The 12,901-nt window shown below is 42.3% G+C and carries 12 protein-coding genes; 9 read left to right on the plus strand and 3 right to left on the minus strand.

The genetic code is table 11. The annotated features are described in order from the left end of the window. Positions 1-8: 8 nt before the first annotated feature. The 6 genes from waaO (at position 9) to HGD79_RS16380 (ending at position 6,157) form a co-directional block, all read left to right on the plus strand. Positions 9-1,025: a lipopolysaccharide 3-alpha-galactosyltransferase gene (gene waaO, locus HGD79_RS16355; RefSeq protein WP_001272734.1), complete on the plus strand. Its 1,017-nt coding sequence runs from the start codon at positions 9-11 to the stop codon at positions 1,023-1,025. A gap of 16 nt (positions 1,026-1,041) precedes the next feature. Beyond that, positions 1,042-2,037 carry a glycosyltransferase gene (locus HGD79_RS16360; RefSeq protein ID WP_001001720.1) on the plus strand — a complete coding sequence of 332 codons (996 nt, stop codon included), beginning with the start codon at positions 1,042-1,044 and terminating at the stop codon, positions 2,035-2,037. Between the two features lie 9 nt (positions 2,038-2,046). After that, entirely contained in the window at positions 2,047-2,739 is a 693-nt protein-coding gene (gene rfaY / locus HGD79_RS16365; RefSeq protein ID WP_000633089.1) for a lipopolysaccharide core heptose(II) kinase RfaY, read from the plus strand. A gap of 25 nt (positions 2,740-2,764) precedes the next feature. After that, positions 2,765-3,790 (plus strand): glycosyltransferase, encoded by a 1,026-nt coding sequence (locus tag HGD79_RS16370; protein WP_168848445.1) that lies wholly within the window; start codon positions 2,765-2,767, stop codon positions 3,788-3,790. Between the two features lie 84 nt (positions 3,791-3,874). Then, positions 3,875-4,858, plus strand: coding sequence for a glycosyltransferase family 2 protein (locus tag HGD79_RS16375; protein ID WP_000064013.1), 984 nt, complete (start codon positions 3,875-3,877; stop codon positions 4,856-4,858). A gap of 45 nt (positions 4,859-4,903) precedes the next feature. Next, complete coding sequence (locus tag HGD79_RS16380) at positions 4,904-6,157, plus strand: O-antigen ligase family protein (RefSeq protein ID WP_168848446.1); 1,254 nt, start codon at positions 4,904-4,906, stop codon at positions 6,155-6,157. Between the two features lie 69 nt (positions 6,158-6,226). On the opposite strand, the gene rfaC is transcribed toward HGD79_RS16380, so the two are convergent. The 3 genes from rfaC to rfaD are packed head-to-tail and all read right to left on the minus strand — an operon-like array spanning position 6,227 to position 9,190. After that, positions 6,227-7,198 (minus strand): lipopolysaccharide heptosyltransferase RfaC, encoded by a 972-nt coding sequence (gene rfaC, locus HGD79_RS16385; RefSeq protein ID WP_168848447.1) that lies wholly within the window; start codon positions 7,196-7,198, stop codon positions 6,227-6,229. Positions 7,199-7,201: 3 nt separating this feature from the next. Next, complete coding sequence (rfaF, locus tag HGD79_RS16390) at positions 7,202-8,248, minus strand: ADP-heptose--LPS heptosyltransferase RfaF (RefSeq protein WP_000699219.1); 1,047 nt, start codon at positions 8,246-8,248, stop codon at positions 7,202-7,204. 9 nt (positions 8,249-8,257) lie between these two features. Beyond that, positions 8,258-9,190, minus strand: coding sequence for an ADP-glyceromanno-heptose 6-epimerase (rfaD, locus tag HGD79_RS16395; protein ID WP_000587764.1), 933 nt, complete (start codon positions 9,188-9,190; stop codon positions 8,258-8,260). 303 nt (positions 9,191-9,493) lie between these two features. Between rfaD and yibB the strand changes: the two genes are divergently transcribed. From yibB to tdh, 3 genes are all read left to right on the plus strand, one after another. Continuing rightward, entirely contained in the window at positions 9,494-10,351 is an 858-nt protein-coding gene (gene yibB / locus HGD79_RS16400; RefSeq protein WP_000842823.1) for a protein YibB, read from the plus strand. Positions 10,352-10,625: 274 nt separating this feature from the next. Then, positions 10,626-11,822, plus strand: a complete 1,197-nt coding sequence (gene kbl, locus HGD79_RS16405; protein WP_001213834.1) for a glycine C-acetyltransferase — start codon at positions 10,626-10,628, stop codon at positions 11,820-11,822. Between the two features lie 9 nt (positions 11,823-11,831). Next, a complete protein-coding gene (tdh, locus tag HGD79_RS16410) occupies positions 11,832-12,857 on the plus strand; it encodes an L-threonine 3-dehydrogenase (RefSeq protein ID WP_000646014.1) in 1,026 nt (341 codons plus the stop codon). The last annotated feature ends 44 nt before the right edge of the window (positions 12,858-12,901 follow it).

Here is a 12,901-nt window from a genome sequence, read left to right on the forward strand (position 1 = left end):
AGAGAAATATGAGTGCCCACTATTTTAATCCACAAGAGATGATCAATAAGACAATCATCTTCGATGAAAGGCCAGCGGCGTCAGTGGCATCATCATTCCATGTTGCTTATGGCATTGATAAAAACTTTCTTTTTGGTTGTGGTGTTTCAATCACGTCAGTTTTGTTACATAACAACGACGTGAGTTTTGTTTTCCACGTTTTTATTGATGATATCCCTGAAGCCGATATCCAGCGTTTAGCCCAATTGGCGAAAAGCTATCGTACCTGTATCCAGATCCATCTGGTAAATTGTGAACGGCTTAAGGCATTACCGACGACCAAAAATTGGTCTATTGCCATGTATTTCCGTTTTGTAATTGCAGATTACTTTATTGATCAACAAGATAAGATCCTTTACCTGGATGCTGATATCGCCTGTCAGGGAAACTTAAAGCCGCTGATAACAATGGATCTTGCCAATAACGTTGCTGCTGTTGTTACTGAACGCGATGCTAACTGGTGGTCGTTACGGGGTCAAAGTCTGCAGTGTAATGAACTTGAAAAGGGTTACTTTAATTCAGGTGTCCTGTTAATTAATACACTAGCGTGGGCGCAGGAGTCCGTTTCTGCTAAAGCGATGTCGATGCTTGCTGATAAAGCCATCGTTTCCCGTTTAACCTATATGGATCAAGATATCCTTAATCTTATCCTGTTAGGGAAAGTTAAATTCATTGATGCTAAATACAATACGCAATTTAGTTTAAATTATGAATTAAAAAAATCATTTGTTTGTCCAATTAATGATGAAACCGTATTAATTCATTATGTCGGCCCGACAAAACCCTGGCATTACTGGGCCGGTTATCCAAGTGCGCAACCTTTTATCAAAGCCAAAGAAGCATCGCCCTGGAAAAATGAACCGTTAATGCGGCCAGTTAACTCAAACTATGCTCGTTATTGCGCCAAGCATAATTTTAAACAAAACAAACCAATTAACGGGATAATGAATTATATTTATTATTTTTATTTAAAGATAATAAAATGAAATTGAGAAAAGTTAAATGAATGAATTTATAAAAGAACGGTTTTCGTATTTAGCAGATAATAAAAAAGAAAACGCCCCAGAGCTAAATGTTTCCTACGGTATCGATAAGAATTTTTTGTATGGTGCTGGCGTTTCAATTTCTTCCGTTTTGATTAATAATTCAGATATTAATTTTGTCTTTCATGTTTTCACTGATTATGTGGATGATGATTATTTAAAGTCATTTAATGAAACAGCAAAACAATTTAATACCTCAATTATTGTATATTTAATTGACCCCAAATACTTTGCTGATCTGCCGACGTCACAGTTTTGGTCGTACGCGACATACTTCAGGGTATTGTCTTTTGAATATCTGAGTGAAAGTATTTCCACACTGCTGTATCTGGATGCCGATGTTGTTTGTAAAGGAAGCCTGAAACCTCTCACAGAAATTATATTTAAAGATGAGTTTGCTGCGGTCATTCCTGACAATGATAGTACTCAGGCGGCATGTGCAAAACGCCTCAACATTCCCGAAATGAATGGACGTTATTTCAATGCAGGCGTTATCTATGTCAATCTTAAAAAATGGCATGAAGCAAATTTGACACCGTATTTACTCAAACTTTTACGAGGGGAAACTAAATATGGCTCTCTTAAATATTTAGATCAGGATGCGTTGAATATCGCATTTAATATGAATAATATCTACCTTGCGAAGGATTTTGATACTATTTATACCCTGAAAAACGAACTTTATGATCGTAGTCATCGAAAGTATCAGCAAACCATTACCGATAAAACAGTGTTGATTCACTATACAGGGATAACTAAACCATGGCATAGCTGGGCTGGATATCCGTCTGCATCATACTTTAATATCGCGCGTGAACAATCTCCCTGGAAGAAATATCCTCTTAAAGAGGCGCGGACTGTTGCAGAAATGCAGAAACAATATAAGCATCTGTTTGCCCATGGTGAGTATATAAAAGGCATAACTTCATTAATTAAGTACAAGCTTAAGAAATAAATTACTCTTATGATTACAAGTATACGTTATCGCGGCTTCTCATTTTATTACAAAGATAATGATAATAAATATAAAGAAATCTTTGATGAAATACTGGCCTATAATTTTAAAACAGTAAAAGTATTACGTAATATTGATGATACCAAAGTATCTTTGATTGATACGAAATATGGTCGCTATGTTTTTAAAGTCTTTGCTCCGAAAACGAAAAGGAATGAACGTTTTTTAAAATCTTTTGTAAAAGGTGACTACTATCAGAATTTGATCGTTGAAACCGATCGTGTCAGAAGTGCAGGTCTTACTTTTCCTAATGATTTTTATTTTCTGGCTGAGCGTAAAATTTTCAACTATGCCAGTGTTTTTATCATGCTTATCGAGTATGTCGAGGGCGTAGAGCTCAATGATATGCCGATTATTCCAGAAAATGTTAAAGCAGAAATTAAGGCTTCAATGGAAAAATTGCATGCCTTAAATATGCTATCGGGCGACCCACACCGGGGTAACTTTATCGTTAGTAAAGATGGTGTCAGGATAATTGACCTATCCGGTAAAAGCTGTACGGCAGAGCGTAAAGCTCGTGATCGTCTGGCCATGGAACGTCACCTGGGTATTGTCAACGAAATAAAAGATTATGGCTACTATTCAGTAATCTACAGAACCAAACTACGCAAATTTATTAAAAAATTAAAAGGCAAAGCGTAAACCACACAGTCAAAACGGAACCAACATGGATTTATTAGCTGAGAGTATTACTGAAGTCGCTGTCTCTGGGGAAATTGCTAACACCGATCGTGTGTTAAATATCGCTTACGGTATTGACCGTAACTTTTTATTTGGTGCGGCAGTATCTATGCAATCAGTTGTTATGCATAACCCGGATCTTGCGGTTAAGTTTCATCTCTTTACCGACTACATTGATGAAGATTATCTACAACGTGTTAATGCTTTTACCAGCAAAAATGCTAACGTTGAAGTAATAATTTATAAAGTCTCCAATGCCTTTATTGATATCTTCCCCAGCCTGAAACAGTGGTCTTATGCAACATTCTTCCGTTTAGTTGCGTTCCAGTATTTGAGTGAAACTATTGAAAATCTGTTATATATCGATGCTGATGTCATCTGTAAAGGCTCATTAGCTGGATTGCTTGATATTAATTTTGATGAGGATAAGTTCGCAGCTGTTATTAAAGATGTGCCTTTTATGCAGGAAAAACCAGCGAAGCGTCTGGCTATAGAGGGACTTCCAGGGAATTATTTCAACGCCGGTGTAGTATATCTGCAGCTTGAAGCATGGGCGAAAAATGATTTTATGAATAAAGCCATTGCTATGCTGGCAAGTGACCCGCAGCACACGAAGTATAAATGCCTTGATCAGGATATTTTAAATATTCTGTTCTTTGGTCATTGTATTTTTATTAGCGGCGATTATGATTGCTTTTATGGCATTGACTATGAGTTAAAAAATAAAAGCGATGAAGATTATAAAAAGACCATTACCGATGATACTAAGCTGATTCATTATGTTGGCGTAACGAAGCCCTGGAACGACTGGACGAATTATCCCTGCCAGAAGTATTTTAATGAGGCTTATCAGGCTTCTTGCTGGAATGATGTGGCGTTTATTCCAGCCACGAATGAAAAGCAGCATCAAGTAAAATATCAACATGCAAAGAAAAATGGTGATACGTTTAACGCTTTTATTTACTTCATTAAATTTAAATTAAATAAGTATAAAAGAAAACTATTTGGATAATAATAAAAATCATGGATGTCTGAGTTACAATAATAATTAAGGATGAGTACTATCATATTTTATTAGTTCAGGCAAGAGAACACGATGAGCAATGATTACCCTTTAGTATCCATAATAATACCGACGTATAATTCATCTGATTACATTACTGAAACTCTAACGAAATTAGAAAAACAAACTTACCCAAATTTTGAAATTGTTATTGTTAATGATGGTTCTAAAGATAACACATCAAACGTTTTGAGAGAGTATGGGTTAACCCACTCTCGATTAATTATTATCAATAAAGAAAATGGCGGTGTTTCGTCTGCCAGGAATACAGGTATCCGCAAGGCGCAAGGACAGTTTATATGTTTTATGGATGATGATGATGAGATAGATCCTAACTATCTGCTGAAGATGTATACCAGACAACATGAGACGGGAGGGGATGCGATTTATTGTGGGCTTTATGGCCATTATATAAAAGATGGTGTTACTTACTCACCTATAAATACAGAGTTTAATGAAGGATCTTTACTTTTCGACTTTTTTTATAAAAAGGTTAGATTCCATATAGGGTGCTTGTTTATAAGAAAACAACTTCTGGAAGAGAATAATCTTTTTTTTGATGAAGATTTACGACTAGGAGAAGATCTTGATTTTATCTATCGACTGCTAATTACATGCGATATGTATGCGGTTCCATATTATATGTATAAGCATAACTATAGAGAAAATTCCTTAATGAACTCATGTAGAACCATCACTCATTATCGACATGAGTCATTTGCGCACGAAAGAATCTACTCTTCTGTGATGCAGTTATACAAAGGTAACCGGAAAGAAGAAATTCATACATTATTGAGTCAAAATAGAGCTTATCATAAAACTCGTTATTTATGGAATGTTCTACTTAATGGTGATTTTAAACTATTGAATCAATTAGTTGAAAGCAATGAAAAAGAATTAAGAGATTGTAATCTTCCTGGCAAGAGAGATAAGAGACGAGCAAAAATATTAGCATCAAAAAATTATATTCTCTGGAGGATGGTAAGACTGGTAAATAGAAAAAAGAATAAACGTTAGATCTTGCATTAAATAACCCATCCTCGTAGCATAGGTTGAAACTATATGTCGTTTTGTTGGAATGAAATTAATTCTGGTATAAAGTCTTTAATTCTCATATTATGTATTTTTTCTTTAATGACTTTGTCTTTATGGGATGATGTTGCAACAAAGTTTCTTCATGCAGCTGGAATTATATCTGCATTGTATTTTCTTGCGACACCAAAAAAAACAATAACTAATAATCCTACTTTGTTAATTTTCATCTCATTATGTCTTTTGGGTATCGTAAATATCATCTGGTATTCACATTATAAAGTTTCAGGCTCTGTTTATACCAATGCATATCGTGGCCCAATGGAAACTGGAAAAATTGCCTTGTGTAGCGCTTTTATTTTATTAGTTCTTTTTGCTAAAAATGAGATGAGAACAAAAATAAAATTTGGGAAACTAATTCTGTTCGCATCCCTGGCAACGCAGTTACTTTTTTTTGCGCATGCCATGTGGCAACATTTCTATTTAAACGTCGACCGTGTTGCATTATCAGCTTCCCACGCTACAACAGCAGGCTACATCATCCTTTTTCCTTCTTTACTGGCATCAATTCTCATTTTAAAATCCGACTTTAGACATAAAACAACATTATATACAATTAACTTCATGCTTAGCTTATGTGCTGTCATAGTAACTGAGACGCGTGCAGCCATATTAGTGTTTCCATTCTTTGCGTTAATATTAATCGTAATGGATAGTTATATTAATAAGCGAATTAATTATAAGTTATATTGTTTTATTACGATTGCATTATTAGCAGGTGTATTTTCTTTTAAAGATACATTGCTTATGAGAATGAATGACTTAAATAACGATTTAGTTAATTATTCGCATGATAACACCAGAACTTCAGTCGGTGCCCGTCTGGCAATGTATGAAGTTGGCTTAAAAACATATTCTCCAATAGGACAATCACTGGAAAAACGTGCGGAAAAAATACATGAACTAGAAGAAAAAGAGCCTAGATTGAGTGGCGCTTTACCCTATGTAGATTCTCATTTGCATAACGATCTCATAGATACGTTATCAACGCGTGGTATTCCTGGAGTTGTATTAACAATTTTAGCATTTTCAGCAATACTCATATATGCCTTAAGAACTGCTAAAGAACCTTATATTTTAATCTTGCTTTTTTCACTACTGGTAGTAGGACTAAGTGATGTAATACTCTTTTCTAAACCGGTTCCGACTGCTGTGTTTATCACCATAATATTGCTTTGTGCTTATTTTAAAGCACAATCGGACCAATGTTTATTAGAGAAGTAATGAATATGTGAAATAAAATCAGCAAGGAAGCTGATTTTATTTCAAAATTATCTATTAAAGAGTTGTAATTTAAATCATGGCAGCGTTTTCTTCAATGAACCGCTTAACAGCATTTGCTGTCAATTGAGACAACTCATTCCCCGGAGCCCTACAAACCATCTGATTCTTCCCATACCCACCAATTAATCCCGGATCGGTTGGTCCATAAACCGTGATATTGGGTCTATCCAGTGCCGCCGTTAAATGGCTTAACCCCGTATCCACCGACACTACAAATTTAGCCCCGGCCAGCACGCGGGCAACGCCTTCCAGACTCATCTTCGGCAATACTTCAACATAAGCAAATCCTTCCGCCAGTCGTTTCGCCCGTTCTTCCTCATGCGGCGCGCCCCACGGAAGTTTAATCCGTATTCCTGAATCAGCCAGTAAACCAATCAATTCTCGCCAGTGTTCTTCCGGCCAGTGTTTATCATCACGGGTCGTCGCATGAAGAAATACGGCATATTCGCCAGCATCTGTAGGCAGGTTCGTCAGAAAATGCTGTGCGATAGCATAATCGCCCTGGGTTTGCGGTTTGCTATAGCCCAAACTTTTGGCAAACAGTTCGCGGGTGCGTTCTACGGCGTGCTGCTGTTTTGCAATATGATGCTTACGATTGTAAAACAGGCTGGCTAAAGGTTCGCGAGCGGTTTGCCAGTCCATGCCATGCTTTACGCCATGCGCCAGACGCGTCACCAGCGCCGCGCTTTTTACCAGCCCCTGAGCGTCGATAACTGCGTCATAGTTCTCTGCTTGTAGCGCTTCACGAAACGCTTTGCGTTCCGCTTTTATGGGGGCCGAGAACCAGGCTTTACGCCAGCGACGTATTGCCACAGGAATAACTCGCTCAACGGCAGCGTGCCAGGAAGGAATCTGTGCGAACCCTTCTTCCACCCCCCAGTCAAACTTAATCCCTGGGATTGCCTGCTGGGCATCAGTGAGTGCGGGCAACGTATGGAGAACATCGCCCATCGACGATGTTTTAACGATCAAAACCCGCATCCGTCAGGCTTCCTCTTGTAACAATAGCGCGTTGAGTTCTTCCAGTACGCGCTGGGGAGTAATGTCGATTAAGCTCTGGTGATAACCCTCCGCAGCGTCACCTTTACGCACTTTGTGATAGCCGGTAATTAAACGGATCACGCGCGCTTTATGGGATAGCGGCGGTGTGAAGTCCGGGCTACTCGGACCATACAGGGCAACCAGCGGACGATTGAGCGCCGCCGCAACATGCATCAGGCCAGAATCGTTAGTGACAATGGCTTTACAGGCTGCAATCAGGATAACCGCTTGATCAAGCTGTGTTTCCCCCGCCAGGTTCCGACACCATGCCTGCTGCTCGGTATTCAAAGCGGCAAGAATCTCATTGCCCGCTTCATGATCTTTCGCCGAGCCAAACAGAACCACCTGATAACCTTCATCAATCAGCTGCTTTGCCAGCTCCGCATAGTGGTAGTGTGGCCAGCGTTTTGCCGGACCAAACTCCGCACCCGGGCAAAAACCAATCATCGGACGTTCTGATGAAAGCGAAAATTGATTACAGGTATATGATTTTTCACCTTCGCTCACCTGCAACTGCGGCCATAACAATGGCTGCGGCAGATCTTGTGCTGTGCGCATAATGCCTTTGTCATAGGCCAGCGCTATATAGCGTTCCACCATTAGCGGCCAGGCTTCTTTATCGAGCACGCGTACATCGTTGAGTAAACCGTAGCGCATCTCGCCGCGCCAGCCGGTGCGATGAGGAATACCCGCGAAGAAAGGCACTAATGCAGATTTGAAGGAGTTGGGTAAGACGTAGGCGCGGTCGTAGCGCTTTTCACGCAGGCTATGACCCAGTTTGCGGCGTTCGCCGATTTCCAGCGCTCCGTGACCGAGAGGCATAGGAATAGCTTCGTTAACTTCCGGCATCCGCGATAATAATGGACGGCACCATGCCGGTGCCATCACATCGATTATCGCCTGGGGATAGCGCGCCTGGAGCGTGCGATAGAGACTTTGCGACATCATCATGTCGCCAACCCAAGACGGGCCGATCACCAGTATTTTCATGCAGAGCTCTTATGCGTCGCGATTCAGCCAGGCCATGTATTCCGTTACACCTTCAGCAACGGTTTTGAACGGTTTGTCGTAACCCGCCGCGCGCAGATTCGTCAGATCTGCCTGAGTGAACGCCTGATAGCGGCCTTTCAGTTTATCCGGGAACGGAATGTATTCGATCTGGCCTTTCTTGTGATAAGCCAGCGTAGCATCAGCTACCGCCTGGAAGGATTCCGCACGACCAGTACCGAGATTGAAGATGCCGGAAACGCCATTTTCCAGGAACCACAGATTCACATCAGCCACGTCGCCCACATAGACGAAGTCGCGTTTGAAGTTCTCGCTACCTTCAAACAGCTTCGGTGATTCACCGTTGTTAAGCTGGGTGTTGAGATGGAAAGCGACGCTCGCCATGCTGCCTTTATGGCCTTCACGCGGTCCATAAACGTTGAAATAACGGAAGCCAACAATCTGCGAGTTCGCTTCCGGCAGGATTTGACGAACATATTCATCAAACAGGAATTTTGAGTAACCGTAGACGTTCAACGGTTTTTCGTACTCGCGGGATTCAATAAAGTCGGAGGTGCGTCCGCCGTAGGTGGCTGCGGAAGAAGCGTACAGGAACGGGATTTCACGCTCCAGGCAGTAGTGCAGCAGCTCCTTGGAGTATTGATAGTTGTTATCCATCATATACTTGCCGTCCCACTCGGTGGTGGAAGAGCACGCGCCTTCGTGGAAAATCGCTTCGACATCGCCGAACTCTTCGCCAGCCATAATCTGGATCAGGAAGTCTTCCTTATCCATATAGTCTGCGATATTCAGATCCACCAGGTTCACAAACTTGGTGCCGTCTTTCAGGTTGTCCACCACCAGAATATCGGTGATGCCTTTATCATTCAGGGCTTTAACGATGTTGCTGCCGATAAAGCCCGCGCCGCCGGTAACGATGATCATAACTGTAACCTTCGAATTATGGAGTCAGAGACAATCTCAGACACGAATGTCTGTAATCATACCATCACATCCGAATCCCTTCAGCCCTTTACATAGAGGTGCAAGGATGCTAATTGCAACAAACTAGTTTGGGTTTTAGCTAGTCCTTCATGGCGGATGTTGGTTTTGCATGTGAATAGTGCTTTAGTATCAATATTCCGATGTATGATAAATAACGGAAGCATTTGAATGGATAATATACAGTATACATTCTGTTAATATTTATGATATAATTCTTTTTTTATATTAATGGTCTTATTAGTAATGAAATCATCCACCACAATTATCACTGCATATTTTGACATTGGTAGAGGGGATTGGACTGCTAATAAAGGGTTCCGTGAAAAACTAGCTCGTTCAGTTGATGTTTATTTTAGTTACTTTGAGCGTCTGGCCGCACTTGAAAATGAGATGATTATTTTCACTTCTCCCGATTTGAAACCAAGGGTTGAAGCGATTCGCAACGGAAAACCAACAACGGTTATCGTTATCGATATAAAAAAGAAATTTAGATATATCAGAAGTCGTATCGAAAAAATTCAAAAAGATGAGTCGTTTACAAATAGACTTGAGCCTCGACAATTAAAAAACCCAGAGTACTGGTCACCAGAGTATGTTTTGGTATGTAACCTTAAGGCCTATTTTGTAAATAAAGCTATCAACATGGGCTTAGTGAAAACGCCTCTTGTTGCGTGGATAGATTTTGGCTATTGCCGTAAGCCAAATGTAACTCGAGGATTGAAAATTTGGGATTTCCCATTTGATGAAAGTAAGATGCATCTTTTCACTATAAAAAAAGGGCTTACTGTCACATCTCAACAACAGGTTTTTGATTTCATGATTGGCAATCATGTATATATTATTGGGGGCGCAATTGTTGGTTCACAGCATAAATGGAAAGAATTCTATAAATTAGTTCTGGAAAGTCAAAAAATAACACTAAATAATAACATTGTGGATGATGACCAGGGCATTTTTGTCATGTGCTATTACAAACGCCCCGATCTCTTCAACCTAAACTATCTGGGGAGAGGAAAATGGTTCGATTTGTTTCGCTGCTTCAGGAGTAACACTTTAGGGGCAAAAATGCAGGCGCTGAGAATTTTCCTTTCAAGAAAATAGGTTTCCCTCCATTAGTGGGTAGCGTTTTGATACCAACTGAGATAGGAAAAATGATGCTTTGGCATCATTTTTTCTTTTTATATCAATGCAGTAAAATCAATCATCATTATGCCCAGCCAAAACTGTACAGTTTTTCTACTATCTGTAGGTGTTGAGAGACATCAAGTTACACGTTATTTATCCTGAATTTTGCAGAAGTGTTAACGCGTCATCTCGTCGCGACCTATAAGTTTGGGTAATATGTGCTGGAATTTGCCCTGTCTGGAGAATCGCAATGCGTGGAGAATTTTATCAGCAGTTAACCAACGATCTGGAAACCGCACGGGCGGAAGGGTTGTTTAAAGAAGAGCGCATTATTACGTCTGCGCAGCAAGCAGATATCACTGTGGCTGATGGAAGCCACGTCATTAACTTTTGTGCCAACAACTATCTCGGGCTGGCGAATCATCCGGATCTGATTGCGGCAGCAAAGGCGGGAATGGATTCTCACGGTTTCGGCATGGCTTCGGTGCGTTTTATTTGCGGCACTCAGGACAGCCATAAAGAGCTTGAACAAAAACTGGCGGCATTCCTGGGGATGGAAGATGCGATTCTCTACTCTTCCTGCTTTGATGCTAACGGTGGACTGTTTGAAACGCTGCTGGGTGCGGAAGACGCCATTATCTCCGACGCACTGAACCACGCGTCTATTATTGATGGTGTGCGTCTGTGCAAAGCTAAACGCTATCGCTATGCCAACAACGATATGCAGGAGCTGGAAGCACGTCTGAAAGAAGCGCGTGAAGCCGGTGCGCGTCATGTGCTGATTGCCACCGATGGTGTGTTCTCAATGGACGGCGTGATTGCCAACCTGAAAGGCGTTTGCGATCTGGCAGATAAATACGATGCCCTGGTGATGGTGGATGACTCCCACGCGGTCGGTTTTGTCGGTGAAAATGGTCGTGGTTCCCATGAATACTGCGATGTGATGGGCCGGGTCGATATTATCACCGGTACGCTTGGTAAAGCGCTGGGCGGGGCTTCTGGTGGTTATACCGCGGCGCGCAAAGAGGTGGTTGAGTGGCTGCGCCAGCGTTCTCGTCCGTACCTGTTCTCCAACTCGCTGGCACCGGCCATTGTTGCCGCGTCCATCAAAGTACTGGAGATGGTCGAAGCGGGCAGCGAACTGCGTGACCGTCTGTGGGCGAACGCGCGCCAGTTCCGTGAGCAAATGTCGGCGGCGGGCTTTACCCTGGCGGGAGCCGATCATGCCATTATTCCGGTCATGCTTGGCGATGCAGTAGTGGCACAGAAATTTGCCCGTGAGCTGCAAAAAGAGGGCATTTACGTCACCGGTTTCTTCTATCCGGTCGTTCCGAAAGGTCAGGCGCGTATTCGTACCCAGATGTCTGCGGCGCATACCCCTGAGCAAATTACGCGTGCAGTAGAAGCATTCACGCGTATTGGTAAACAACTGGGCGTTATCGCCTGAGGATGTGAGATGAAAGCGTTATCCAAACTGAAAGCGGAAGAGGGCATCTGGATGACCGACGTTCCTGTACCGGAACTCGGGCATAACGATCTGCTGATTAAAATCCGTAAAACAGCCATCTGCGGGACTGACGTTCACATCTATAACTGGGATGAGTGGTCGCAAAAAACCATCCCGGTGCCGATGGTCGTAGGCCATGAATATGTCGGTGAAGTGGTAGGTATTGGTCAGGAAGTGAAAGGCTTCAAAATCGGTGATCGCGTTTCTGGCGAAGGCCATATCACCTGCGGTCACTGTCGCAACTGTCGTGGCGGTCGTACCCATCTGTGCCGCAACACCATTGGTGTCGGTGTTAACCGTCCGGGCTGCTTCGCCGAATATCTGGTGATTCCGGCGTTCAACGCTTTCAAAATCCCCGACAATATCTCCGACGACCTGGCTTCCATTTTTGATCCCTTCGGTAACGCCGTGCATACCGCGCTGTCGTTCGATCTGGTGGGCGAAGATGTGCTGGTTTCTGGTGCAGGTCCGATAGGTATTATGGCTGCGGCGGTGGCGAAACACGTTGGTGCACGCAATGTGGTGATCACCGATGTTAACGAATACCGCCTTGAGCTGGCGCGCAAAATGGGTATCACCCGTGCGGTCAACGTCGCTAAAGAAAACCTTAATGATGTGATGGCAGAACTGGGCATGACCGAAGGCTTTGATGTCGGTCTGGAAATGTCCGGTGCGCCGCCAGCGTTTCGTACCATGCTCGACACCATGAACCACGGCGGTCGCATTGCGATGCTGGGTATTCCACCGTCCGATATGTCTATCGACTGGACCAAAGTAATCTTTAAAGGCTTGTTCATTAAAGGTATTTACGGTCGTGAGATGTTTGAAACCTGGTACAAGATGGCGGCGCTGATTCAGTCAGGTCTGGATCTCTCGCCGATCATTACCCATCGTTTCTCTATCGATGATTTCCAGAAGGGCTTTGACGCTATGCGTTCGGGCCAGTCCGGGAAAGTAATTCTGAGTTGGGATTAACACGAACAAGGGCTGGTATTCCAGCCCTTTTGCCTGAGGATAAT

Origin of the sequence: Escherichia sp. SCLE84, assembly GCF_012584495.1 — a bacterium.
Lineage (GTDB): Bacteria > Pseudomonadota > Gammaproteobacteria > Enterobacterales > Enterobacteriaceae > ECMA0423.